The organism is Sulfitobacter sp. GN1-4 (genome assembly GCF_055693825.1).
Genome location: NZ_JBVFUQ010000003.1, coordinates 1,365,727 through 1,391,363, shown reverse-complemented (window position 1 = coordinate 1,391,363; position 25,637 = coordinate 1,365,727). Strand labels below are relative to the sequence as shown.

Sequence of the window (25,637 nt, the reverse complement as noted above, 5' to 3'; positions counted from 1 at the left end):
CATAAACACACCTTCGGTCTCGCTGACCTAAGGGCAACGCGGACCCCCTTCGTCACTTTTGCGAGCAGGAGTGTTTGATATGAATACCATCCCTTCCCGCGACGTGTTGAAGACACAAGCAAAACGCCTGCGCACTGATCTGGCATCGCGTGGGCAAGACATCAGCCACGCCGCCGCTTTGGAGGCGATTGCGCACCAATGGGGCGCACGCGACTGGAACACATTGTCGGCTCAGGCCAAGGCCAGCCATACCGGGTGGACCCCGGGTGAGCGGGTCACCGGGCGCTATCTGGGTCATGCCTTTACCGGTGTGATTAAGGCCGCGCGGCTAAGTGCCAACGGCTATTGGTCGCTGACGATTCGCTTTGATGAGGCCATTGACGTGGTCACATCTGAGCATTTCTCAGCGTTCAGAAAGCAAGTGATGACCACAGTCAGTGGCAAAGGCGTCTCTCCTCAGAAGACGTCAGATGGCCAGCCCCATATGGTTCTGGACCTGCCGCATTAGGCCAAACCACCTAAGGCCTCACGTGCACAAAGGCCCCTCCCGCCGCAGGGAGGGGCTGACAAAAAACGACATCTCAGATGGTCGGTTTACCACATTCAGGTGCCCAAAAAATCGGCAAGCTGTGAAAAACAACAGCCCGAGGTGCCAGAATGAACCAGCACTACAGCCAAGTCCGCAAGATTGATCCCCGCTTTGGCACCACCCTGCCGGACGGGACGCCAAACGATTCAGACCGTATTGAGATCGGCCCCACCCCGCTTGCCTTTGCAGAATGGGAGGCCGCCGGGCTGACCCTGCCCAACCTGCCCGCCATGCGGCAGTATCGCTGGGAACGCCTGACCCGTCACATCGTCGAACGGGATTACGGCGGGCTGTTGATGTTTGACCCGCTCAACATCCGCTATGCCACCGACAGCACCAACATGCAGCTGTGGAACACGCACAATCCATTCCGCGCCGTGCTGCTGTGCGCAGATGGCTACATGGTGATCTGGGACTACAAGAATTCGCCTTTCTTAAGCGAGTTTAACCCGCTGGTGCGCGAACAACGCTCTGGTGCGGATCTGTTTTACTTTGACCGGGGCGACAAAATCGACGTGGCTGCGGACAAGCTTTCCAATGAAATCCGCGAATTGATCCAGGAACACGGCGGCGGCAACAAACGCCTGGCGGTGGACAAGATCATGATGCACGGGCTGCGCGCGCTTGAGGCGCAGGGGTTTGAGGTGATGGACGGCGAAGAGGTCACCGAAAAGAGCCGGTCTGTCAAAGGTCCCGATGAAATTCTGGCCATGCGCTGTGCCTCTCACGCCTGTGAAAGTGCTGTCCGCAAAATGGAAGATTTCGCCCGCGAAAACGTGCCCTTGGGTCAGACGTCAGAGGATGACATCTGGGCGGTGCTGCATGCTGAGAACATCAAACGCGGCGGCGAATGGATCGAAACCCGTCTGCTGACCTCTGGCCCCCGCACCAATCCGTGGTTTCAGGAATGTGGTGGGCGGATCACGCAACCCAATGAAATCATTGCCTTTGATACCGATCTTGTGGGCAGCTACGGCATTTGTGTCGATATCTCGCGCACCTGGTGGATTGGCCCGGACAAGCCGCGCGCCGATATGGTTTATGCCATGCAACACGGGGTCGAACACATCCAGACGAACATGCAAATGCTCAAACCCGGGGTGATGATCCCCGAGCTGACCAAGGGCACCCATGTGCTGGATCCGATCTATCAGAAAGGCAAATACGGCTGTCTGATGCACGGCGTGGGCCTGTGCGATGAATGGCCGTTGGTGGCCTATCCTGACAAGTTCGTGGAAGGGGCCTATGACTATCCGCTGGAGGCGGGCATGGTGCTGTGTGTTGAGGTGCTTGTGCAGCCCGAGGGTGGAGATTTCTCCATCAAGCTGGAAGATCAGGTGCTGGTGACCGAGGACGGGTTTGAGAACCTGACCACCTATCCTTTTGATGACGCGCTCATGGGCCGCTGAAAAGCGGCCCATTGCCTGCGTAGATAGGGTCAGCACTTTTGTGTCGCTTTAGGTTACACAACCCAAGCTTAAGTCAATTATTTCAACGGGTTGCGTGATGTTTCGCGTCGCAATTTCACTATCGTTGGCGACCCGGCACCGCACCAAAGTGCGGCACCTGTGGTCGTCCTTTACTGAGCCGGCCTATCTGGCCAGCTCATAGGCGTCTTGCCCATGCAACGACCGGTCGAGCCCGGCGGCTTCAACCTCCGCAGTCACCCGGATGCCGACCACACCTTTGCAGAAGTAAATCAGGATCAGCGTTATGACAGCGGTGTAGGCCCCCACGATGCCAATGCCGCCCAATTGCGCCTGCCAGCTGGTCACCCCCAAAGGCGCGATCATAAGTGAGCCATAGATCCCGCCCGCACCGTGCACGGCAAAGACATCCAGTGAATCGTCAATGCCCAAACGATCGCGCAGGAAATAAACGACCTCTTGGCACATCATCCCGGCAATGGCCCCGATCATCATCGCATAGCCCGGACCCACATAGCCTGCCGCTGGCGTGATCGCCGCCAGACCGGCCAGAGTGCCCGTGACCAGCCCTACAAGAGTGAACTTGCCAAACTTGATGTATTCCCAGGCCAGCCAGGACAGCGAAGCCGTGGCGGCACTGATAATAGTGACGGTGACGGCCATCGCAGCAGCCGGGCCTGCGGACAATGCGGTGCCGCCGTTAAAGCCCAACCAGCCCACCCAAAGGATCGCGGCCCCGATCATCACCAGACCCGGACTGTGCGGCTGGGTCGTGCGGTCAATCCGCGGCCCGATCACAATCGCCAGGATCAGCGCAGCTATGCCCGCTGTTTGGTGCACGACCAGCCCGCCTGCGTAATCGCGCACACCCTGAGCGCCAAAGATACCGCCATCAGACAGCATGCCGCCGCCCCAGATCCAATGCACCACCGGCGCATAGACCAGCAGCATCCAAAGCCCTGAGAACAAAAGGATAAAGCTGAACTTCACCCGTTCGGCACAGGCCCCGACGATAATAACCGGCGTGATCACCGCAAAGGTCATCTGGAACGCGAAGAACAGCAGTTCCGGTATGCTGCCTGTCAGGCTTTCCAATGTCACGCCGTTCAGCATGAGCTTGTCCAGCCCGCCCCAAAACGGGCCTGCATCCCCAAATGCGATCGCGTAGCCCGCCACAAACCACAAAACGATCATCAAACAGGCAATCGCGTAGCATTGCATGAACATGTTCACCACATTCCGCGCCCGCACCATGCCGCCATAAAACAGCGTGAGCCCCGGTATCGTCATAAAGAACACCAAGGCCGTCGCCACCAAAACCCAAGCTGTATCTGCCTGATTCACTGCTCAATCCCCCATTAAAAGCATCAACATGGGGTATGGTAGTTTGTAAACTGGTCAAAATATAGGCGCACCGCCTAGAAGTTGTGACTTATCCACAGAAAACTCTATTTCTGGGGAATGACCGCAAACTCGCGTGGCGCGACGCACGACTTTAGGTTGAAGTTTGTAACTATCTTGGGGCCACGCGCAGCACCCTACCGCCAAACCCCGCCCGCCCTATTGCCCTAGGGCCTGCGCCAAGTCGGCTTCCAGATCGCCCGCATCCTCAATCCCAATTGAAAGCCGCAACAGCCCTTCCGGGATGCCTGTGTGCGGCTCAATCGTATGGCGATGCTCCACCAGGCTTTCCACCCCCCCAAGCGAGGTTGCCCGGTGAAAAAGCTGCATCCGACCGGCGGCCAGAAGCGCCGCCTCCTTGCCGCCCTCCACCACGAAAGACAAAAGCCCGCCAAAGCCCCCTGTCATCTGGGCGCGCGCGATGTCATGCTGGGGGTGCTCCGGCAGACCGGGATAGAGCACACGGCTCACCCGCGGATGATCGGACAAGAATTGTGCCAAATGCAGCGCGTTCTTTGACATTTCCCGCATCCTCAGCGGCAGAGTGCGCAAAGACCGCGTCAAAAGCCAGGCCTCCATCGGGCCCAGCACTGCGCCTGCTGTGTTGCGGTCCTCGGCAATAGCCTGCCAGGCGGGCAGGTCAGGGTTGGCCACCGACAGGCTGCCCGCCAGCACATCGGAATGCCCGTTCATCCCCTTGGTGGCTGAATGCATCACGATGTCCGCGCCAAACCCCAATGGCTGGCTTAGCGCGGGGGAGGCAGCGGTGCTGTCCACCACCAAAAGCGCGCCAACCGCATGGGCCATCTCAGCGGCTTGGGCAATGTCGGTGACCCGCAGCCAGGGGTTGGACGGTGTCTCAATCCAAACAAGCGCGGGCTGGTGCGCCCCGCAGGCCTCCTTCAGCGCCACAGGGTCAGAGGCGTCCACCTCAGCCAAAGTAATGCCACGCCGGGCACAGAAATTTCGGATCCAGGTGGTGGTTCCCCAATAGATCTGGCTTTGCACCACGACACTGGCACCACTGGGCACAGCGCGAAAGACCGCCGCAACCGCCGCCATGCCGGATGGAAACAGCAAACTCTGCGCCGCCCCCTCAAGCGAAGAGATCACCGCCTCAGCCACCCGCACGTTTTCATTGTGATAGCGCAGATAGGTGTTTTCGCCCTGCAGCGGCTCATAGGCTTCGTTGCGCGCGAATGTCGTGGCCATATGCACCGCAGGCACCACGCCCCCGGTGCTTTCATCCGTGGCCCCAGCCGCTTGAGCGGCGCGCGTGGCAGGAGAGAGGTTTTCGGGCAGTGTTTTGGCCATGAGACACCTTTTGCTTGGTTCCTCCCCTGCTAGCGCCCACAGCCGGATGACGCAATCGCATCACAACCGCGCCCAAAGCGTCACGCCCGCGTGAACCCGGTGTCACAGACCTTGCGCCCAGACCCTTGCAGCCCCACCCTAGGGGGGCAGCCACTGAAAGTCCCCCATGCCCACCAAACGCATCACCTTCCCCGGCCACAACGGCGATACGCTGGCCGCCCGCCTTGATCTGCCAGATAGCCCGCATCTGGCCACAGCGCTCTTTGCGCATTGTTTTACCTGCGGCAAAGACATCCCCGCCGCCCGCCGCATCGCGGCCCGGCTGGCGGGCATGGGCATCGCGGTGTTGCGGTTTGACTTCACTGGCCTGGGCCATTCTGAGGGCGAATTTGCCAATACCTCCTTCACCTCCAACGTGGACGATCTCAAAGCCGCCTGCGCTTATCTTAACGGCGAAGGCCTGCCGCCCGCGCTCATGATCGGGCATTCGCTGGGCGGGGCTGCGGTGTTGAAAGCCGCCTCTGACCTGGCGCAGATCAAGGCCGTTGCCACCCTGGGTGCCCCCTTTGATCCGGAACATGTGACCCACAACTTTGCCGATGCCCTGCCCCAGATCATCTCAAAAGGTGTGGCTGAGGTGTCACTGGGCGGACGCCCCTTCAAGATCGGCAAATCCTTTATCGAAGACGTCGCCGCAGGCGAGTTGACGCCAGCCATCAGCAGGCTCAACGCAGCCCTGTTGGTGCTGCATGCGCCGCTGGATGATATCGTCAGCATCGACAACGCCAGCCAGATCTTTCTGGCCGCCAAACACCCCAAAAGCTTTGTGACACTGGATGATGCCGATCACCTGATCACCCGTGCCGCGGACGCCGAATATGCCGCTGATGTCATCGCAACCTGGGCCACACGGTATCTCACGCTCTCGCCCCCTGCCCCGCCGCCTGGCGCGCCGGAAGGCATCGTGCGCGTGGACGAAGCGGACCCCGCAGGTTTGCTGCAAGACGTCAACGCTGGCCCAAATCATCATACGCTGGCCGATGAACCGCTGGCTTATGGCGGCACGAACAAAGGCATGTCACCCTACGGCTTTCTGTCCGCAGGCCTTGGGGCTTGTACCTCCATGACGATCCGCATGTACGCGCGGCGCAAAGGCTGGCCGCTTACCCATGTCAGCGTCGATGTCTGTCACGACAAAGTCCACGCCCAAGACGCCGAAACCGGCAGCGGCGACAAAATCGACACCTGGCGCCGCCGCATCAAACTGGAAGGGGACCTGGACGCCGCCCAACGCCAACGCCTGCTGGAGATCGCGGACAAATGCCCCGTCCACCGCACGCTGGAACGCTCCTCGGAGGTCCTTACCGAACTCCTCCCCTAGGATCAGACCCCGAAACGCTGCTGCCCCGCTTCATCTTTCCAAATACACCTCCGGGGGCCGGCCCTCAGGGCCGGTGGGGCAGAGCCCCCTATAAGAAACTCAAATCCCTCACCCTTCTAGTCAACCTCACCGTCCAAAACGCCTTCGGTCACATCACCCGCCTCACCCAGAAACTGCAGCCGGTCGCCGGCCTGGGCCATACCGTAGCACGCCCAAAGATCTGAGGGCGGCCACATGCTGCAATATTGATCACCGCGCACCCCCCAATATCCCCGAGGAATCGCGCCCCACATGATAGAGCGTCCGGCCAGAGGCGCGAAAATCCTGCCAACCGTTGTCATACCGCAGCACCTTGCCCGTCAGAACATCGGCAATCTCGGGGCCAGTAAGCACCCGCCATTCCTCTGCGACGGCTGCAAATGGGGCCGCCATCATGCACAACACCATGCTCAAGCGCTTCATCCCGGACCTCCCGACTTGTTCTTCACCGCCCGTCAGTCTATGCCGCGCGGGAACGTCCCAACAGTCACAAAAAGGTGTGCTCAGATGATCCCCCGCTACTCTCGTCCCGATATGGTCGCCATCTGGTCGCCCGAGACCAAGTTCCGCATTTGGTACGAGATTGAGGCCCACGCCTGTGACGCCATGGCCGATCTTGGCGTGATCCCGCGCGAAAACGCCGATGCTGTTTGGAAGGCAAAGGATGTTGAATTTGACGTGGCCCGCATTGATGAAATCGAAGCGGTTACCAAACATGATGTCATCGCTTTTCTGACCCATCTGGCCGAACACGTGGGCTCTGAAGAGGCGCGTTTTGTGCACCAGGGCATGACCAGCTCGGATGTGCTCGATACCTGTTTCAACGTCCAACTGACCCGAGCGGCTGACATTCTGATCGCCGATGTGGAAGGTTTGCTGGCTGCCCTCAAACGCCGCGCGTTGGAGCATAAGATGACCGTGCGCATCGGCCGCTCTCACGGCATTCATGCAGAGCCCACCACCATGGGCCTGACCTTCGCGCGTTTCTACGCTGAGATGGACCGCAACCTGACCCGCCTGCGCACCGCCCGCGATGAGATCGCCACAGGCGCGATTTCTGGGGCGGTCGGGACATTTGCCAATATCGATCCGCAGATCGAAGAGCATGTCTGCGCCAAGCTGGGCCTGAAACCTGAGCCCATCTCAACCCAAGTCATCCCCCGCGACCGTCATGCGGCCTTTTTCGCGACCCTGGGTGTGATCGGATCCTCCATTGAAAACATCGCCACCGAAGTGCGCCATATGCAGCGCACCGAAGTGTTGGAGGCAGAAGAATTCTTCTCCGCCGGCCAAAAAGGCTCATCCGCGATGCCGCACAAACGCAATCCAGTGTTGACCGAGAACCTCACGGGCCTTGCGCGTCTTGTCCGCATGGCGGTGGTGCCCGCGATGGAAAACGTGGCCCTCTGGCATGAGCGTGACATCTCCCACTCCTCGGTTGAGCGTAACATCGGGCCGGACACCACCGTGACGCTGGATTTCGCGCTGTCGCGTCTGACATCCGTCATCGACAAACTGGTGATCTACCCCGACAACATGCTGGCCAATATGAACAAATTCCGCGGACTGGTCATGTCCCAGCGGGTTCTTCTGGCCCTCACGCAAGCGGGCGTCAGCCGCGAAGACGCCTATAAGCTGGTGCAGCGCAATGCGATGAAGGTCTGGGAAGAGGGCAAGGATTTCAAAACCGAACTGCTTGGCGATCAGGATGTCCTGGCCGCCCTCAGTGAGGCTGAGATCGAGGAAAAGTTCGATCTGGGCTATCACACCAAACATGTCGATACGATTTTCACCCGTGTTTTCGGCGACTGACCGCTCAAAAACCAGACAGATGTAGACACAAACTGTCGCACACCTGCGCGAATGATTTGAAATGTTGCGCAGGCCGTGTACCTTTAGGCCATTGAGCAAAAGGAGACGGACCATGAAGATCAAGACCCTTGCCATCGCATTGGCGCTGACAACCCTTCCCACACTCAGCCTGGCGATGGGCTGCAATCACAGCAAAGAACAGCAAGCGATGTCTTGCGCCGAAGGCACCCAATATGACAGCACAACACACAGCTGCCTGCCGGTGACAACCTAATCAGGCATCTCTTGGCGGCGGTCGGTGAAGCCGGTGACAAACACTCACGCAAGCGTGACTGAATATCATGGGGACTTCACGTGTTTACCTCCTACAATCAACGCAACACGCATCTGCGCCCTTTGAGGAGTTATTAAAATGAAAGTCACAATTCTGGCGGCCGCCTTGACCCTTCCTTTCGCTGCGACAACCGCATTCGCGGCAGGCGGCGGTGAAGAAAAAGCGCCTTCCAAGCCGAAATGCGAAACCGGTCTGGTCTATGACAAGAAGACCAAGAAATGCGTCGCCGCACAGGACAGCAACCTGGATGTGGACGGTCTTTATGACAACGTGCGCCAGCTTGCCTATGCGGGCCGCTATGATGAGGCGCAGGTCGTCTTGTCGATGATGCCGCAGCAGGATGACCGCACGCTGACCTACTTGGGCTTTACCAACCGCAAGCAGGGCAACCTGGATCTGGCGATGGGCTATTACCAAGAAGCGCTGCGCGTGAACCCTGCTAACGTGTTGGCACGATCCTACATGGCGCAGGGCATGGTTGAGCAAGGGTTGGTCAGCGAAGCCATCGCACAGTTGAAAGAGATCCGCGCCCATGGCGGTGCTGGCACTTGGGCTGAGGCGTCGCTGCGCACTGCAATCGCGACAGGGCGTACTTTCAACTACTGATTTCAGCCTTTCTTCATCCCTTGGCGGGATAAACCCTTACCAGAGCAGACATGCAACCACCTGGCGCATGCAACCCGGCCTGAAATCATAGATTTCAACGGGTTGCGTGACATGACGCATCACAGGTCGCTTTTGTTTCGCTTGCAGCAAGGGGGCCTCGCCAATGAACGAAATGGTGCCGATAAACGGCTTGCCGCCGCTTCCTGAGATATCAGGGGGCGGCCCTTCTTTGTCTATCGACCGCCGTGCGAAGGCGGCGATCATTGTGCGCGTCCTGATCAATGAAGGGGCGGATCTGTCGCTTGAAACCTTGCCCGATGCCCTGCAGGTCGCCCTGACCCAACAAATGGGAAGCCTGCGGCGCATTGATAAAACCACCCTGGCTGCGGTTGTCGATGAATTTGTGCAAGAGCTGTCAGATGTCGGGCTCTCCTTTCCTGAAGGCATTGGCGGCGCGCTCGACACGCTGGAGGGCAAGATCAGCCCGCTCACTGCCAAACGCCTGCGCCAGGAAGCGGGCGTGCGCCAATATGGCGATCCATGGAAACGTCTGCGGGAATTGGGGCCCGATGCGCTCTTGCCCGTGCTTGAGGCTGAAAGCACTGAGATTTGCGCCGTGATGCTTTCCAAATTGCCGGTGGCCCTGTCTGCGGAATTGCTCAGCCGCCTGCCCGGCCCCCGTGCGCGGCAAATCACCTATACCGTTTCGCTGACGGAGGCGGTCACCCCGGAGGCGGTTGATCACATCGGGTTATCGCTGGCCAGCCGGTTGGATGCGCAACCCCAGACCGCCTTTGACAGCGGCCCGGTGGAGCGTGTGGGCGCGATCCTGAATTTCTCCAAAGCTGCGACGCGCGATGATGTGCTGGCGGGGCTGGATGAAACCGATCAAGGCTTTGCCGAAGCAGTGCGGCGCGCCATCTTCACCTTTGGCAACATCGCGGCACGGATCGCCCCGCGCGACATCCCGCGCATCCTGCGCGATGTCGACCAGGTCCAGCTGGTCACCGCCCTTGCCGGGGCCGAAGCGGCGGGATTTGCCGAAAGCCGCGACTTTATCCTTGAAAACATGTCCGCCCGCATGGCCGACCAATTGCGCGAAGAAATCGAAGGGTTGGGCAAAGTGAAACCCGCAGATGCAGAAGAGGCCATGACAGGTGTGGTCCAGACCATCCGCCAGATGGAAGCCTCTGGCGATCTTTTGCTGGTGCTGGATGATGAAGTGGATGCGGACTGAACAGTGTAGTCTTCCTGGGCATGCCGCTGGCTAAGGTCAAAGATTTCAACCGGTTGCACGCAAGACCCTGGATGAAGTGGCCCGTACCCCACCAGTGCGCAAACCCGGCGCGCATAAGCTGACTTGTTGCCTGTGAAGCGGCGGGCTATGTCTGGCGGAGTTTTCCTTACCGCACGGCCAGAATGTCAGAGCCCGATACGTCAGATCACGCTCACGAAACCCCATCCCGGAAACGTGCAGACTTTGTCATCAATCTGCTGATTGTTGGGGTCATTCGGCTGGCGCTTGCCCTGCCCTACGGGCTGCGCGTGCGCTTTGTCGGATGGTTGGTCCAACGCGTTATTGGTCCGGTTGCGGGCTACCGCAAACGTGCACTGCATAACCTGCACCTGATTTGGCCGGATATGCCAGAGGCGCGGCGCGCCGAAATTGCGCAGCGTTGCCTGAACAACGTGGGCCGCACCTTTATCGAAAACTACTCTGCCCGCGATTTTCCAAAACGCATGGCCAGCAACAAGCCGCAAGGCCCGGGCCTGTCTGCGCTGGAAGAAGCGGTTGCCGCTGACAGGCCTGTCATTCTGGTTACCGGCCACTTTGGCAACTACGAGGCGATGCGCGCAGCGCTAGTCGCACAGGGCTATGACATCGGCGGCCTCTACCGCGACATGAAGAACCAGTATTTCAACGCCCATTACGTCAAAACGATGGAAGCCTTTGGCGGCCCGGTCTTTCCTCAGGGCCGCAAGGGCACGGCGGGTTTTGTGCGTCACCTTAGATCAGGCGGGCAGTTGGTGCTGCTTTTTGACCAGCATGTTTATGCCGCCCCGGTGCTGGATTTTCTGGGGGCCCCGGCGCGCACTGCCGTCTCAGCCGCTGAACTGGCGCTGCGCTATGACGCGCTGCTGATCCCGTTTTATGGCATTCGTCAGCCAGATGGTTTGAGCTTTGACTGCGTGCTGGAGGCCCCGGTGCCCCATGATGATCCTCTCAGCATGACGCAGGCGCTGAATGACAGTCTGGCCGCGCGGATCACAGCGGCACCTGAGCAATGGTTCTGGGTGCACCGCCGTTGGCGCGGGGATGAGCTGGATTGATCGCGCCAGCTGGCTTGGGCGCGGTGCGCGGGTCAGGTTATTTGAGGCGTGCGGCTGCCAGAATGGGCCCAACGGTATCTTGCTGCACGATAACCACCGCAGGCTTGTCGCCGGTCATCTGGGCGGTCATTTCAAGCGGGGCTTTTCCGTCCCAGGTGCCCAAAACGGTCCAACCTTCTACAATATTGGCATAATCCAGCGTCTTGCCCCGGTTCTCTCCGCGCTTGATCTTGGTCGTTTGGCTGGGGGTGTAGCGCAGCATGTGGATGGTCATTGACCCCTCCAACGCGTCAAGCGCGGATGCCGAGATCGTCAGGCGATCGCCGGACCGCGCGAGGTTGAGTGCGACCGTAGGCGTTTGCTTGGCATGTTCTGCAATGGCCTTGGACAGGGCCATCGGCTTGGCCCCGACGATGTCTGTCACACCGCCCACAACCATCTCAGGCGTATAGATCGTGCGCCGGTTGCCAACGGCGGCATAGGCGCGCTGACGGTCGGCATGGGCCGAATTGCCAAAAGGGTCTTCCCAGCCGATGTAATCCCAGTAATCCACATGCAACGCCAGCGCGATAACATCTTCCCGCCCGGCCAATTCCTGCAGGATCTTGTCGGCGGGCGGACAGCTGGAACAGCCTTGTGAGGTATAAAGCTCCACCACCACCGGGTTGTCCTGAGCAAACGCAGGTGCTGCGAACCCGATCAGGGCGGTCAAGAAAGCGAAGGCTGCGTGTCTCATGTGATTCCAATGGCAGAGGGTGTGACAAACCTCGTTTTAGCCCTTGCGCCGTGAAATAACCAATCAAGGTTTCTTGAGACTTCTGTCAGAAATGTCGAATTCTGCGTGTTTTGTACACCATGGTATACAAAAAGTTCCCAAACGCCGTGGATAGCGGTTGATCCGCACCCTTGTCGGTGGCATTGAAGCGCCAAGACACGGTAGCCATCAGACCCCGGAGGGACCCCATGACAGTCATCGTCGGTCAAGACACAGCCAAAACCCGCAAAACACTCACCGCAGGCGACAAGACCATCGCCTATTACTCCATCCCCGCCGCCCAAGAGGCAGGCCTGGGCGATTTCTCCAAATTGCCCGCGGCCCTCAAGGTCGTTTTGGAAAACATGCTGCGGTTTGAGGACGGCAAGACCGTCACCGTGGACGACATCAAAGCCTTCGCGGAATGGGGTGCCAAAGGCGGCCAGAACCCGCGCGAGATTGCCTATCGCCCGGCCCGCGTGCTGATGCAGGATTTCACTGGCGTGCCCGCCGTGGTGGACCTGGCCGCGATGCGCGACGGGATCGTTGGCCTGGGCGGTGACGCGGAAAAGATCAACCCGCTCAGCCCTGTGGATCTGGTCATCGACCACTCTGTGATGATTGACGAATTCGGCAACCCGCGTGCCTTTCAGATGAACGTGGACCGCGAATATGAACGCAACATGGAGCGGTATACCTTCCTTAAGTGGGGTCAGACCGCCTTTGACAACTTCCGCGTGGTTCCCCCCGGCACCGGCATCTGCCACCAGGTGAACCTGGAATATCTGGCCCAGACCGTCTGGACCGATAAGGATCAGAACGGCGTAGAAGTGGCCTATCCTGACACGCTGGTGGGCACAGACAGCCACACCACCATGGTCAACGGCATGGCCGTGCTGGGCTGGGGCGTCGGCGGCATTGAGGCGGAAGCCGCGATGCTGGGTCAGCCCATTTCCATGCTGATCCCCGAGGTCATCGGCTTTGAGCTGACAGGCGAGATGATGGAAGGCACCACCGGCACCGATCTGGTGCTCAAAGTGGTTGAGATGCTGCGCGAAAAAGGCGTGGTCGGCAAATTCGTCGAATTCTACGGTGCGGGTCTGAACACGCTGCCGTTGGCGGACCGGGCGACAATCGCGAACATGGCGCCTGAATATGGTGCCACCTGTGGCTTCTTCCCCATTGACGGCGAAACGCTGCGCTATCTGCGCACCACAGGCCGGGACGAGGACCGCATCGCGCTGGTCGAAGCCTATGCCAAGGAAAACGGCATGTGGCGCGGCGATGACTATGCGCCGGTCTATACAGATACGCTGACGCTGGACATGGGCACCATCGTGCCTGCGATCTCTGGTCCTAAGCGGCCCCAGGATTTCGTGGCGCTGACGGATGCAAAATCCGCCTTTGCCAAGGAAATGGCGGACACTTTCAAGCGCCCCATGGGCAAGCAGGTCGCGGTTGAGGGCGAAGATTATACGCTGGACAGTGGCAAGGTTGTGATCGCCTCGATCACCTCCTGCACCAACACCTCCAATCCCTATGTGATGATCGGCGCGGGCCTTGTGGCGCGCAAAGCCGCCGCCCTGGGCCTGAACCGCAAGCCATGGGTCAAGACATCTCTGGCCCCCGGCTCTCAGGTGGTCAGTGCCTATCTGGAGGCGGCAGAGCTACAGGACGATCTGGACAAGATCGGCTTTAACCTGGTGGGCTATGGCTGCACCACCTGCATCGGCAACTCCGGCCCCCTGCAGCCCGAGATCAGCAAGGCGATTGCCGAAGGCGATCTGGTTGCGACCTCAGTGCTGTCGGGCAACCGCAACTTCGAAGGCCGGATCAGCCCCGATGTGCGCGCCAACTATCTGGCCTCGCCCCCGCTGGTGGTGGCCTATGCGCTGGCGGGCACGATGGACATCAACCTGGCCACCGACCCGATTGCCCAGACACCTGAGGGCAAAGACGTCTACCTCAAAGACATCTGGCCCACGACGCAGGAAGTCGCTGAATTGGTTGAACAAACCGTCACGCGCGAAGCGTTCCAGACCAAATACGCCGACGTCTTTAAAGGCGACGAAAAGTGGCAAAGCGTTGAGACGACGGACCAGAAAACCTATGACTGGCCGCCCACCTCCACCTATGTGCAGAACCCGCCCTACTTCCAGGGCATGTCCTCTGAGCCGGGTGTGATCACCAACATCGAGGGCGCGCGTGTTCTGGCGCTTTTGGGTGACATGATCACCACGGACCACATCTCACCTGCGGGGTCTTTCAAAGAAACCACACCCGCCGGTCAGTACCTGACAGAGCGTCAGGTCGCCCCGCGTGAGTTCAACTCTTACGGCTCGCGCCGTGGTAACCACGAGATCATGATGCGCGGCACCTTCGCCAACATCCGCATCAAGAACGAGATGCTGGACGGCGTCGAAGGCGGCTATACCAAAGGCCCCGACGGCGCGCAGACCTCAATCTTTGACGCGGCGATGGCCTATCAAGAGGCCGGCACCCCGCTGGTAATCTTTGGCGGTGAGCAATATGGCGCAGGCTCTTCACGGGACTGGGCGGCCAAAGGCACGGCGCTGTTGGGCGTAAAGGCCGTGATCGCCGAAAGCTTTGAGCGCATCCACCGCTCCAACCTCGTTGGCATGGGCGTGATCCCCTTTGAGTTCACAGGAGGCGACAGCCGCAAATCTCTGGGCCTGACCGGGGATGAGACGGTCTCCATCTCTGGCCTGGACACGATCCAGCCGCTGCAAGAGGTGCCTTGCGCGATCACGATGACGGATGGGTCTGTGAAGAACATCATGCTGAAATGCCGGATCGATACCGCGATTGAGATCGAATACATCGAACACGGCGGCGTGCTGCACTACGTGCTGCGCGACCTGGCAGGCACAGGGGCCATCGCGGCTGAGTAACCTGGCGGTTGCTGGATGAAAGTGGCCCTCGCCGAATGCGGCGGGGGCTTTTTTGTTGGGGTTTGTTGGGGGAGAGGCTTCATTGTGCTGGCCTTGCGTAAAGGCCGGTGATGATCGGTATCAGGACCGTTCGGCTTGATAGTGAGGTTTCGTGTGGGGGACGGCTGCGATGCGGGCTTTGCTGCCGTTCACGAAAGGGCACCTAACGAAGGGGCGTGGCAAGCATTGTGAATACAATTAGGTCAGCCTGATCAACTAGGTCTCTGCCCAACTCGTAACAGGCTCCAGACAAAACCCAGCCCTCATTTCCCAGGGCGTCTTTCATCAAGCAGAGGCGTTGTTCAGGCGAGTTCTACACGGAAAACGGTGGGTCAATAGGAGTCCAATAGTGGTCATCCGTATCGACGTGCTCCAAGTCCAATACCAAGGAAACACCTTGCCCCAGTGTCGTTGAGCCCGTTCCGGATGCGCCAAAGATATTTTTTTTGGATGCTTTAATTTCATCAACACGGCACACTTTTTCGAATGCCAACGGTCTGACGCATGCTGTAGGCATTGGTCAACTTAGGCGCACCGCAACCGCCAAAGCCCAGCGGTGCGTCCCACACACCCCTTCTGCGCCGTCAGCCCATCTCCGGTCAGCGGTCCAAACTACACCGCCCAACCAGCCCCACCTGGCTACTCAGCCGCCAGGGCCTTTTCCAACTCTGGCAAAAACCGCTGCTCCAGCGCGCTGCCCACCAGGGGGCCGGCAAAGCGGTAGAGCACGGTGCCGTCGCCTGCCACGATGAAGGTCTCTGGCGGCGCGGTAACGCCCCAGTCGATTGAGGTGCGCCCCATCGGGTCAAAGCTCACACCGACAAAGGGGTTTTCGTCCTCGGTCAGATATGTGCTGGCGTTGGCTTGGGTGTCGCGCATGTTAACGCCGACAATCGGCAGGCCTTCGGCCGCCCATTCCAACAGCTTAGGGTGTTCGGCGCGGCAGGGTGGGCACCAACTGGCCCAGAAGTTCACCAACGTTACCTCGCCCGTGCGCAGCATCTCTTGGGTGGCCACAGGGAAGCCTTGAAGCGCCTCTGTGGCCAGCGCCGGGGCTTGTTGGCCCACAAATGTGGAGGGCAGGCTGTCGGGATCATCGCGGAACATACCAACCGCAGCCAAAGCCACAAAACCTGCAAAGATCAACGGCGGGGCCAACATCAGGGGGAGAATTTAGGCATCGCCCTTGCCCTCCTGCTCTACTTCTTCCAACGCGGCACGCGCCGCGCGGCCTTTGCGCAGGGTCAGCAGCACCAGGGCCGCCAGCAGGGCCAGGGACGCGGCATAGGCCGACAGCACCTCAACCGCGTATTTGCCAAGATCGGGCATCATAGCGTCCGCTCCATCCGCACCCGCAGCGCTTGCGCGCGGCGCAGCCGGATCTCGGTGCCCGTGCGGTAGAGCACCAGTGCGATGAACAACAGCCCGAACCCGATCATGCAGATCAGCAAGGGATACCAAAAAACATCCGCCACCGATCTTTCGCCCGTGGCCACTGGGATCGAGGTGCCTTGATGCAGACCCTGGTTCCAGAATTGCACGGCATAGCGCGACAGGACGGCAAAGACCGAGCCCACCAGACAGAGAATGGATGTCAGATCCGCTGCGGTGTCGGGGTCTTCGATGGCTTCCCACAGGGCGATGTAGCCCAGATAGAACAGGAACAGGATCAGAAAGGAGGTCAGTCGCGGATCCCAGGCCCACCAGGTGCCCCACATCGGCTGCCCCCAGATCGCCCCGGTAAAGAGCGCGATGAGCGTCATCACCAGCCCAACAGGGGCGGCGGCCTTAGCGGCAAGCGCGCTGACATGGTGACGGCGCACCAACCAGATGAGCGAGGCAATCAGCATCATGAACCACGCGTTGATCGCCATCAGCGCAGAGGGCACATGCAGGTAGATGATCTTGACGGTTGAGCCCTGGCGGAAATCATCGGGCGTGCCGAAGAACCCCCAGACCAGCCCCACCACGACGCACAGCGCGGATGCCGCCCAAAAGAACGGCTGCACCTTGGTGCTGAGGGCCAGAAATTTGACCGGATTGGCGTAGGACCACAAAGACATAGACGTTATTTAGTCTCCCCTGCCTGGGTCCTCAATGGGGATCGTGCCGCTGCACGCTTTTGTTTATCGGACATTTTGTCCCCCTACTGCATCCCGCGTCTGAGGACAGCCGCGCTGGCAAAGGGCATCAGCGCGATGGTGCCCAGGCTGATGCCCGCAAGCATCAGAAGCGGCGTACTGGGATCCAGACCGACCGCGCCCCGGCGCGCGGCCTCTGCGCCAAAGATCAACGTGGGCACGTAGAGCGGCAGAACCAGCAGCGACAACAGCAACCCACCGCGTTTGATGCCCACGGTCAGGGCCGCCCCAAAGGTGCCGATTACCGACAGCGCAGGCGTGCCCAACGCGAGGGAGGCCACTAGCCACAGGTAGCCCTCAGGTGCGAGGTTCAACAACACCCCCAGCACAGGGGCCACCAGCACCAATGGCAGGCCCGTTGTCAGCCAATGGGCCGCCGCCTTGACCGTCACGGCCCCTTCCAGGGGCAATGGTGCGGTCAGCAACAGATCCAGCGATCCGTCCTCATAATCCAGCGCCAATAACCGGTCGAGCGACAGCAGACAGGCCAATAGCGCGCCCAGCCACAGCACCCCGGGCGCAATCGACGATAACAGCTGCGGTGACGGCCCAACGCTGAAGGGCACCAGCACGGTCACGATCAAAAAGAATGCCAGACCCAGCCCAAAGCCACCGCCTGCGCGGAACGCCAGGCGCAGATCTCTGAGCAAGAGCGCGATCATAAAAAGGCCTCATCACTGGCACCAGCGCGGTCTGAGGGTTTGGCGCGAAAGGGCGTGATGTCGAGCACATCTGCGGTCAGCCCCAGATCAATATGGGTGGCGATCAGCGCAGATCCGCCGCCTGCCAGATGCGCCTGCACCGCACGGGCGAACATCGCCACGGCATCGGTATCCAGCGACACGGTGGGTTCGTCCAGAACCCAGATCGGCGCGCCCGTCACAACCAGACGCGCCAGCCCCAACCGCCGCTTTTGACCCGCCGACAGCGTGCCTGCCAACCGGTCCTTAAGCGGGTGCAGCGCATAGGCATCCAGTGCCGCATCAATTTGGCCGCCGCCAAAGACCTCAGCCCAGAAGTGCAGGTTCTCGGCCACCGTCAGCATGGCCTTCAAACCATCCGCATGCCCGGCATAGGCGATGGTCCCATCCGCACCGTTGATGGTGCCGCCAAGCGGCGGCTGCAATCCGGCAAGGGTGCGCAGCAAGGTTGTCTTGCCCGCGCCATTGGGGCCGCGCAGCACCAGCGCTTTGCCCGGTGACAGCTGAAATCCCACGCCTGAAAGCACCGGCACACCGCCGCGCGCTAAGGTGAGGTTTTCAACAGATAACGTCATCTGCGGGCGCTAGACCGGGATCATCGCCAGCGCGATGCGCCGGCCTTCGCTCAACAGCACATTATATGTCCGGCATGCAGCGGGCGAGGCCATGGCCTCCACCCCGATCTCCGCGTCTTGCAACGCGTCCAGCAAGGCATCCGGCAAATGGGCGACATCCGCGCCGGTGCCCACAAACAGCACATCAATGCCCCCCTTGAACGCCAGCAGAGCCTCCAGATCCTCAAATCCGCCCCACGACTGCGTGCCGTTAGGCCCGGTGATCACAGGGCCTTCAATCACCTCACCGCCAATGCGGAAAAAACCGGGGCCGTAGCCTTCGACCGGTTGGGCATCGTTGAATTCAATTTCGTTCAAGCGCATCGCACTACTCCCACAGCGGCAGACCGGTCAGGACCGCGCCCAAAACAACCAGATAGGCCGTGCTACGGTAAAGCCGTTCGCGGCTGGGATCAAACAGCGCCTGGCCCAACGTGATCGACATCAGATAGGGGATGGAAACACAGACCCCCAACCACAAGACGTTCCAGCTGACGCTTTGGGTGAGCAGAATGTTGAGCACCAACAACAGATCCAACGCGGCCAGAAACAAGATCATATTGGCCCGCACCGCTTCCGCTTTGCGCGCGTTGGCCAGATAGAACATCAAGGCAATCGGCCCGGTCAACGCCGTCAACCCGCCCACAGTGCCCGCCGCAAAGCCCACCGTTCCCAGCCCCAGCACCCCCAGCCGTCCGCGCCATTGCCAGCCAGAGACCACGGCCAGCAAGGTCACCGTGGCCACGCCCGCAACCACCCAGCGCACCGTTAAGCTGTCCACAACCGCAATGGCTGCCACACCGATGGGCACACCGATCACCGCGGCCAGTGACAATATCCCAACCTCGGCCCGGTCCCCTTCGCGCCAGGCGCGCGGGACCAACAACAGGTTTGAGAATATGCCCGAAATGCCCACCATCATGACAATTTCAGGGGGCGTCAGAAAAATACCAGCCACCGGCACAACAATCAGCGCCGTGCCAAAGCCGGTAAACCCGCGCACCACGCCTGCCACCAGATAGGCCACACACAGCCAAATCAGACCTTCTGTCGCCAGAAGCGCGTTCAGCGCCTCAGGCATCTATGTTGGCGTATTGGTTCCCGGCATTCGCGTCAGGCTTGGACCAATCGCGCTTCACACCCAGATAGAGCAGCACGGCGCTGGCCACGAAGATGGACGAATAGGTGCCCACAATCACGCCCCAGATCATCGCAAAAACGAAGCCTCGGATTACGTCGCCGCCCAGAATGAAAAGCGCGATCAACGCCAACAGCGTTGTGGCCGAGGTCATGAACGTGCGGGCCATCGTTTCGTTGATGGAGAGGTTCAGCACCTCTTTCAGGTCACGCTTTTTGTATTTGCGCAGGTTTTCACGGACCCGGTCAAACACCACAACCGTGTCGTTCAACGAATAGCCCACGATGGTCAGCAGGGCCGCGATGATGGCCAGGTCAAACTTGATCTGCAGCTCTGAGAACACGCCGATGGTCAATATCACGTCATGCACCAGCGCCAGAACAGCACCCACCGCAAACTGCCATTCGAACCGCAACCAGATGTAGATCAACACCGCCCCGATGGCCAAGATCACCGCGATGGCGGCGGTTTGGATCAGTTCGCCCGATACTTTCGGACCCACGGATTCAACCGAGACAAACTTGATATCGGGCCGCACCGTGCGCAGCGCCTCTTGCACCGCCTCAATGGTTTCGACCGTCACCGCCTCTTGGCCGTCTTGTGCCTGAATGCGGATCATCGCGACGTTTTGGTCGGCACGGAAAGACGGATCAAACACTTCGGTAATGGAGATATCGCCAAGCTCCAGCACATCCAGCGCCGCGCGGTACTCTGCCACATCCACCACCAGCGGGCTTTCTGTCCGCACCGTGGTGCCGCCCCGGAAGTCGATGCCGTAATTCAGCCCCTGCAACATGAAAGAGACCATGGCAATGACCATCATCAGACCAGAGATGCCCAGCCACAGCTTCCAGCGGCTGAAGAAATCGAAATTCGGCGCTTCTTTGAACAGTCGCAAACGCATGGATCAGACCTCAACCGTTTTGGGCCGCGCCCGTTCAAACCAGATGATCACCATTAGGCGGGTGACAAAAATCGCCGTGAAGACGGAGGTGATAATGCCAAAGCCCAAGGTGATCGCAAAACCGCGCACCGGGCCTGAGCCCATCACAAAGAGGATCACAGCCGTAATCAACGTGGTGATGTTGGCGTCGATGATGGCGCTCAGCGCCTTTTCATAGCCAAGCGAGATCGCCCGCGCAGGCCCTTTGGCCGTCTTCAGCTCTTCTCGGATACGCTCAAAGATCAGCACGTTGGCGTCCACCGCCATGCCCACCGTCAGAACGATGCCCGCAATACCGGGCAAGGTCAGCGTGGCCCCTACAAGGCTGAGCAGACCAAAGATCATCCCGACGTTGATGATCAACGCGATGTTGGCAAAAATCCCAAACATCCCGTAGCTCATGAACATGAAAAACAGCACCGCGACAAAGGCCACAATCGTGGCGACTTTACCGGCATCAATGCTGTCCTGGCCCAGCTCGGGGCCAATGGTGCGTTCTTCCAGGAAATCGAGCCCTGCAGGCAAAGCACCTGCACGCAGCAGGATCGCGAGATTGGTGGAGGATTCCACGTCAAAGTTGCCCGTGATGATGCCCGATCCGCCTGGAATGTGGCTTTGGATGGTGGGGGCGCTGATCACCTCGTCATCCAGCACAATGGCAAAAGGCGCGCCGATGTTTTCGGCCGTGTAATCTCCGAACTTGCGCGCGCCAGAGGTGTTGAACCGGAAGTTTACCGCAGGCCGACCGTTTTGGTCAAAGCTGGGTTGGGCATCCACCAGCTCTTCGCCGGTGACCACGGGAGCGGCTTCAATCACATAGAATGCACCCGGCTCATCAATGGAGGGCACCAGTTTGTTGCCAATGCCGGGGTTGGCGTTCTCATCTGACCCGCGGCTGACCACGGGATTAAACGTCAGTTGCGCCGTGGTGCCGATGATCTCTTTCAGCTCAGCGGCTGAGCCCACGCCGGGCACCTGGATCAAAATGCGGTCGGCGCCTTGGCGCTGGATCGTGGGCTCACGCGTGCCCACTTCGTCGATACGGCGGCGGATGATCTCAAGCGACTGCTGCATCGTGCGCTCATTCGTCGCCTGCTGTTCAGCCTCTGACAGGGTGACGATCAAAATGCCCGCCTCGCCCCGCACATCAATGTCGTTGGCGCCAACGCCGCTTAGCGTGGGGATGGGCCGCGCCAGGCCGCGCACAATCTCAAGGGCATCTGGCATCAGTTCGGGATCATTCAGCCGCACACGCAGCTCATCCTCATCCGATTGCTGGCGGCGGACCGGCGTCAGGCTGCGCAGGGCATCGCGCACCTCGGGCCATTGCGCCTCCATCCGGGAGGCATAGACATCCTCAACCCGGACCTCGGCCAGCAAATGCGCACCACCGCGCAGATCGAGCCCAAGGTTCACCAGCCCCGACGGCATCCACTCAGGCCAAAGCGCGCGCTGCGCTTCCAGCTCAGGTGTGGCCCCCGACACCTCGATCGCCTTGAGTGCATCATTGTGCTGCTCAACCGGCCCGTAGAAGGCGTTGGGCAGCGCCAGCCACAGGCCAGCCGCACAGGTCAGCGCAATAACGATACGCTTCCAAAGATCAATCTGGAGCATCGGTGCCCTCTCTTTTGTGGGTCGCTGCGCTTACTTTGCAGGTTCGGTCTTGGACACAACGGTCGCGATGGTGGACTGGATCACCCGGATCTTGACGCCATCGGCGATTTCCACCTCAAGCTCACCGTCGTCTTTGACCTTGACCACTTTGCCAATCACACCGCCCTGCGTGACCACCTGATCACCCCGGCGCAGGGCGTTGACCATGGCTTGATGCTCTTTCACCTTTTTCTGCTGCGGACGGATCAGCAGGAAATACATGATCGCAAAGATCAGAATGAGGGGGATAAACTGTTCAATACCGCCCATGGGCAAGGTCCTTTTTTGGTGAAGACGGGCGTGTGTGCGGCCCGGATTTGACGTTTGGCAGAACCTATGCGCGGGGGGCATGGGCGCAAGGTGGAAAGGTAGGCTTTGTCTGGGCATCGCCTGCTCAAATGGTGTCCTGCCCGGGATCAGGGCTGCTACGCAGCCGCCGGGCAGCGCCAGACCTTCCCCTGGTCTGGCCCTTTGGCTGAACTCAGCGCCACAATAATGAGGCATCACTTGCGCGGAGAAATAAACTGCCAACCCCAGACCATTGGAAGCGCCTGCCCAAGGCCTGCCCCTGCCCGGCCTGCCCGCGCGACCGCCACACCAAACCACTGGACGGCACTGGCCCAACGGGTAGTCTGCCCGGACGAACAACCAAGGGGTGATCATGACCTGGGGCAGCATAGAGATACCGGTGACATGGCTGGCTTTCGCGGGCTTTGCGCTCACCTGCGTGCTGGTCGCGATGGTCCCGCTCTCGCCCTACACCGGCAAAGTGCCGCCTGTTGAGGCGCTGAAAGAGCGGCTGGGTCTGAGCTGGCTCAACGGCGGGGTCTTTTTTCTGGGGCTGCTGGCTCTGGCGGGTTTGGCAGCCCTCTGGGCCGTGCTGATCTGCGTCACGGGCTACGGCCTTGTTGGTCAGATCCTGTTGATCTTTGACACCGGCCTGCCCGGGGATGCAGCGGCGCAAACCACCTTCCGCTTTGCCCTGACCAAGCTGGTGGCCCTCACGTCCGTATTGGCCGCCCTCACCGCGCTGCCTTTCACCGTCATCCGCATCCTGCTGACCCGTGCGCAAAACCAAACCGCCGAAGAGGCACTCTTTAACGACAAGATGAACGCCGCTGTGGCTGATCTTTATGCGCAACGGCAGGTGACCGCGTGGTTCGAGGACGCCAAGGGTCAGAAACATGCCGCCAACGGGTGGGAGGATGACGTGACCCGCCGCAACGGTGCCATCGACGCCCTGCGCGGTCTGGCAGAGGAGCGCGCCGCCCTGCGCCCCCGGATCTATCAACTGCTCACCGTCTATCTGCGCGAATTGACGCGGGAGTTTCCGCCAGAGGAGCCGGAAAAAGGGCTCAGCCCCGCTGAGTTGCGAGATTGGGCACAGGGCTTGCCTCGCCCCCGGTCAGACATGGAAAACGCGGTTCTGGCGCTGAGCAAACTGCCGCGTGAGCCTTGGAAGGAAGGTGCGCCTCGGTTGCCTGATCTGTCGGAGATCAACATGCAAGGGGCGCGGCTGCCAGGTGTGATGCTTGAGGGCGCAAATCTCACGAGGGCAAAGTTGCAAGGGGCTGATCTCACAGACGCGAAGTTGGACGACGCAGAACTGCCAAGGGCAGAGTTACAGGGGGCCAACCTTCAAACGGCACAATTGAATCGGGCCAACCTGGGAGGGGCGCAGCTGCAAGGAGCAAACCTGACAGAGGCCAGGCTGCATTACGGGGATCTGGGGGCCTGCGAGTTGCAAGGCAGCTACCTTCGGGGAACAGAGTTGCAGAAGTCGGATCTTTCCTTTGCAAATCTGCAGGGAGCATACCTTCAACGAACGAAATTGATGGGCGCAGATTTCACCCTTGCGGAATTGCAAGGCGCTGACATCTCTTCGGCAGAGTTCAACCACATAACAGCCCTCACTTATGCCAATGTCCGAGGCGCTTCCTTCCGAAACATTGACTTCACCAACTATCCCGCAATCTCCGACCTCCTCGACACCCTCTTTGGCGACGCCACGGTCACCTTCCCCGAAGGCATCGACATTCCCGACCGCTTCACCAAAACATACGACAGCTACGAGAACTTCCGCGCCGCCCACCGCGCCTTTCAGCGTTCCATCGGCCAAGACCCCGAAAACCCCTAGTAGCCCTCCGCCGCACAATCCGGCATAACCCGCGCGAGACGACTCAGCCAAAGGACTGGACCCATGCACGACATCCGCGCCATCCGCGAAAACCCCGCAGCCCTTGACGCCGCCCTCGCGCGCCGGGGTGAGGCCGCATTGTCGTCTGAAATCCTGTCCCTTGATGAAGCGCGCCGCGCCAAGATCGCCGCGGCTGAGAACGCCCAGGCCGAGCAAAACAAGGCCTCCAAGGAAGTGGGTGCCGCCAAAGCCAAAGGTGATGAGGCCGAATTTGAACGCCTGCGCGCGCTGGTGGGCGAGAAGAAAGAAGAAGTCGCGGCCATGCGCACAGAGGCCAACGCGCTTGATGCGCAGCTAACCGATATGCTGGCCCGCATCCCCAACAGCCCTGCCGAAGACGTGCCAGATGGCGCGGATGAGGACGACAATGTTGAGGTCAGCCGCTGGGGCACGCCGCCCACCTTTGACTTCGCCCCGAAAGAGCATTTTGAGATCACCGGCGTGGCCAAAGGCATGGACTTTGAAACCGCCGCCAAGATATCAGGCAGCCGCTTTGTCCTGCTCTCTGGCGGTGTGGCGCGCATTCACCGCGCCTTGGCGCAGTTTATGATCGACACCCATGTGGACGAAAATGACCTGACTGAGGTCAATCCGCCGGTGCTGGTGACCGATGACGCCATGTACGGCACCGATAAATTGCCCAAGTTTGGCGAAGAAAGCTATCAGACCCGCGAAGGCATGTGGCTGGTGCCCACCTCCGAGGTGCCGCTAAGCTATATCCCCGCCGGTCACGTGCTTGAAGAAAGCTATCTGCCGCGCCGCTACACCGCGCATACGCTCTGCTTCCGCTCTGAGGCGGGCAGTGCGGGCCGCGACACGGCAGGCATGCTGCGCCAACACCAGTTCGAAAAGGTGGAGATGGTCTCCATCACCCACCCCGACACCAGCGATGCGGAGCAAAAACGCATGCTGCGCTGTGCCGAAGACCTGCTGGAGCGGTTGGGCATCCCCTACCGCACGGTGATCCTGTGCACCGGTGACATGGGCTTTGGCGCGCGGCGCACCTATGACATCGAGGCTTGGGTGCCGGGGCAGAACACCTACCGCGAGATCTCATCCGTCTCCACCACCGGTGATTTTCAGGCCCGCCGCATGAACGCGCGGTTCAAACCAGCAGATGGTGGCAAGCCGCAGTTTGTGCACACGCTTAACGGCTCGGGCCTTGCCGTGGGACGGTGCCTGATTGCGGTGCTGGAGAACGGACAGCAGGCAGATGGCTCTGTCACATTGCCACCCGTTCTGGCCCCCTACCTGGGGGGAAAACCACGCTGGGCGCGGATGGTAAGCTGGCCTGACACACCCTGATTTGAC

At 60.2% G+C, this 25,637-nt stretch carries 25 protein-coding genes and 1 pseudogene; 11 read left to right on the top strand and 15 right to left on the bottom strand.

Annotated elements, in window-relative coordinates:
• Positions 1-79: 79 nt before the first annotated feature.
• Positions 80-508, top strand: a complete 429-nt coding sequence (locus ACZ1HM_RS07300) for a glyoxalase superfamily protein (RefSeq protein WP_472742186.1) — start codon at positions 80-82, stop codon at positions 506-508.
• Positions 509-657: 149 nt separating this feature from the next.
• Positions 658-1,998 carry a dimethylsulfonioproprionate lyase DddP gene (gene dddP, locus ACZ1HM_RS07295; protein WP_472742185.1) on the top strand — a complete coding sequence of 447 codons (1,341 nt, stop codon included), beginning with the start codon at positions 658-660 and terminating at the stop codon, positions 1,996-1,998.
• Positions 1,999-2,181: 183 nt separating this feature from the next.
• On the opposite strand, the gene ACZ1HM_RS07290 is transcribed toward dddP, so the two are convergent.
• Together ACZ1HM_RS07290 and ACZ1HM_RS07285 are read right to left on the bottom strand one after the other, a co-directional pair.
• On the bottom strand, positions 2,182-3,360 hold the full coding sequence (locus ACZ1HM_RS07290; protein ID WP_472742184.1) for an ammonium transporter: 1,179 nt from the start codon (positions 3,358-3,360) through the stop codon (positions 2,182-2,184).
• 216 nt (positions 3,361-3,576) lie between these two features.
• Positions 3,577-4,731: a trans-sulfuration enzyme family protein gene (locus tag ACZ1HM_RS07285; RefSeq protein ID WP_472742183.1), complete on the bottom strand. Its 1,155-nt coding sequence runs from the start codon at positions 4,729-4,731 to the stop codon at positions 3,577-3,579.
• 166 nt (positions 4,732-4,897) lie between these two features.
• On the opposite strand from ACZ1HM_RS07285, the gene ACZ1HM_RS07280 reads away from it, so the two are divergent.
• Positions 4,898-6,112, top strand: coding sequence for a bifunctional alpha/beta hydrolase/OsmC family protein (locus tag ACZ1HM_RS07280; RefSeq protein WP_472742182.1), 1,215 nt, complete (start codon positions 4,898-4,900; stop codon positions 6,110-6,112).
• 116 nt (positions 6,113-6,228) lie between these two features.
• Here the strand turns inward: ACZ1HM_RS07280 and ACZ1HM_RS07275 are convergent, their stop codons facing one another.
• Complete coding sequence (locus ACZ1HM_RS07275; RefSeq protein ID WP_472742181.1) at positions 6,229-6,372, bottom strand: hypothetical protein; 144 nt, start codon at positions 6,370-6,372, stop codon at positions 6,229-6,231.
• The gene (locus ACZ1HM_RS07270) at positions 6,362-6,574 is read right to left on the bottom strand and encodes a hypothetical protein (protein WP_472742180.1); all 213 of its coding nucleotides are present in this window, start codon (positions 6,572-6,574) and stop codon (positions 6,362-6,364) included. Before ACZ1HM_RS07270 ends, ACZ1HM_RS07275 begins: the two co-directional genes overlap by 11 nt.
• Before the next feature lie 84 nt (positions 6,575-6,658).
• Here ACZ1HM_RS07270 and purB point away from each other — a divergent pair, with 84 nt between their 5' ends.
• The 5 genes from purB to ACZ1HM_RS07245 all read left to right on the top strand — a co-directional run bounded on the left by purB (position 6,659) and on the right by ACZ1HM_RS07245 (position 11,234).
• Positions 6,659-7,963, top strand: coding sequence for an adenylosuccinate lyase (gene purB / locus ACZ1HM_RS07265; RefSeq protein WP_472742179.1), 1,305 nt, complete (start codon positions 6,659-6,661; stop codon positions 7,961-7,963).
• 112 nt (positions 7,964-8,075) lie between these two features.
• Positions 8,076-8,237: a hypothetical protein gene (locus tag ACZ1HM_RS07260; RefSeq protein WP_472742178.1), complete on the top strand. Its 162-nt coding sequence runs from the start codon at positions 8,076-8,078 to the stop codon at positions 8,235-8,237.
• 138 nt (positions 8,238-8,375) lie between these two features.
• Complete coding sequence (locus tag ACZ1HM_RS07255) at positions 8,376-8,903, top strand: tetratricopeptide repeat protein (protein ID WP_472742177.1); 528 nt, start codon at positions 8,376-8,378, stop codon at positions 8,901-8,903.
• Positions 8,904-9,066: 163 nt separating this feature from the next.
• Complete coding sequence (locus ACZ1HM_RS07250) at positions 9,067-10,140, top strand: flagellar motor switch protein FliG (protein ID WP_472742176.1); 1,074 nt, start codon at positions 9,067-9,069, stop codon at positions 10,138-10,140.
• Positions 10,141-10,322: 182 nt separating this feature from the next.
• Positions 10,323-11,234 carry a lysophospholipid acyltransferase family protein gene (locus tag ACZ1HM_RS07245; protein WP_472742175.1) on the top strand — a complete coding sequence of 304 codons (912 nt, stop codon included), beginning with the start codon at positions 10,323-10,325 and terminating at the stop codon, positions 11,232-11,234.
• A gap of 37 nt (positions 11,235-11,271) precedes the next feature.
• Here the strand turns inward: ACZ1HM_RS07245 and ACZ1HM_RS07240 are convergent, their stop codons facing one another.
• Positions 11,272-11,970 carry a DUF1223 domain-containing protein gene (locus ACZ1HM_RS07240; protein ID WP_472742174.1) on the bottom strand — a complete coding sequence of 233 codons (699 nt, stop codon included), beginning with the start codon at positions 11,968-11,970 and terminating at the stop codon, positions 11,272-11,274.
• Positions 11,971-12,197: 227 nt separating this feature from the next.
• Here ACZ1HM_RS07240 and acnA point away from each other — a divergent pair, with 227 nt between their 5' ends.
• Positions 12,198-14,900: an aconitate hydratase AcnA gene (acnA, locus tag ACZ1HM_RS07235; RefSeq protein WP_472742173.1), complete on the top strand. Its 2,703-nt coding sequence runs from the start codon at positions 12,198-12,200 to the stop codon at positions 14,898-14,900.
• A gap of 678 nt (positions 14,901-15,578) precedes the next feature.
• Here the strand turns inward: acnA and ACZ1HM_RS07230 are convergent.
• From ACZ1HM_RS07230 to yajC, 10 genes are all read right to left on the bottom strand, one after another.
• On the bottom strand, positions 15,579-16,100 hold the full coding sequence (locus ACZ1HM_RS07230; protein WP_472742172.1) for a DsbE family thiol:disulfide interchange protein: 522 nt from the start codon (positions 16,098-16,100) through the stop codon (positions 15,579-15,581).
• A 12-nt stretch (positions 16,101-16,112) separates the two neighbouring features.
• Positions 16,113-16,271 (bottom strand): heme exporter protein CcmD, encoded by a 159-nt coding sequence (gene ccmD, locus ACZ1HM_RS07225; RefSeq protein ID WP_472742171.1) that lies wholly within the window; start codon positions 16,269-16,271, stop codon positions 16,113-16,115.
• Complete coding sequence (locus ACZ1HM_RS07220; RefSeq protein ID WP_472742170.1) at positions 16,268-17,002, bottom strand: heme ABC transporter permease; 735 nt, start codon at positions 17,000-17,002, stop codon at positions 16,268-16,270. The genes ccmD and ACZ1HM_RS07220 overlap by 4 nt, the downstream gene beginning before the upstream one ends.
• 83 nt (positions 17,003-17,085) lie before the next feature.
• Entirely contained in the window at positions 17,086-17,742 is a 657-nt protein-coding gene (ccmB, locus tag ACZ1HM_RS07215; protein ID WP_472742169.1) for a heme exporter protein CcmB, read from the bottom strand.
• On the bottom strand, positions 17,739-18,356 hold the full coding sequence (ccmA, locus tag ACZ1HM_RS07210; RefSeq protein WP_472742168.1) for a heme ABC exporter ATP-binding protein CcmA: 618 nt from the start codon (positions 18,354-18,356) through the stop codon (positions 17,739-17,741). The genes ccmB and ccmA overlap by 4 nt, the downstream gene beginning before the upstream one ends.
• A gap of 9 nt (positions 18,357-18,365) precedes the next feature.
• A complete protein-coding gene (locus ACZ1HM_RS07205; RefSeq protein WP_472742167.1) occupies positions 18,366-18,719 on the bottom strand; it encodes an Mth938-like domain-containing protein in 354 nt (117 codons plus the stop codon).
• Between the two features lie 4 nt (positions 18,720-18,723).
• A complete protein-coding gene (locus ACZ1HM_RS07200; protein WP_472742166.1) occupies positions 18,724-19,476 on the bottom strand; it encodes a TSUP family transporter in 753 nt (250 codons plus the stop codon).
• Complete coding sequence (gene secF, locus ACZ1HM_RS07195) at positions 19,469-20,437, bottom strand: protein translocase subunit SecF (protein ID WP_472742165.1); 969 nt, start codon at positions 20,435-20,437, stop codon at positions 19,469-19,471. The genes ACZ1HM_RS07200 and secF overlap by 8 nt, the downstream gene beginning before the upstream one ends.
• Positions 20,438-20,440: 3 nt before the next feature.
• Positions 20,441-22,090: a protein translocase subunit SecD gene (secD, locus tag ACZ1HM_RS07190; protein ID WP_472742164.1), complete on the bottom strand. Its 1,650-nt coding sequence runs from the start codon at positions 22,088-22,090 to the stop codon at positions 20,441-20,443.
• Positions 22,091-22,120: 30 nt separating this feature from the next.
• The gene (gene yajC, locus ACZ1HM_RS07185; protein ID WP_472742163.1) at positions 22,121-22,399 is read right to left on the bottom strand and encodes a preprotein translocase subunit YajC; all 279 of its coding nucleotides are present in this window, start codon (positions 22,397-22,399) and stop codon (positions 22,121-22,123) included.
• Positions 22,400-22,790: 391 nt separating this feature from the next.
• Here yajC and ACZ1HM_RS07180 point away from each other — a divergent pair, with 391 nt between their 5' ends.
• A complete protein-coding gene (locus ACZ1HM_RS07180) occupies positions 22,791-24,266 on the top strand; it encodes a pentapeptide repeat-containing protein (RefSeq protein WP_472742162.1) in 1,476 nt (491 codons plus the stop codon).
• A 63-nt stretch (positions 24,267-24,329) separates the two neighbouring features.
• Positions 24,330-25,621: pseudogene (serS, locus tag ACZ1HM_RS07175) on the top strand (serine--tRNA ligase).
• Positions 25,622-25,637: the final 16 nt, after the last annotated feature.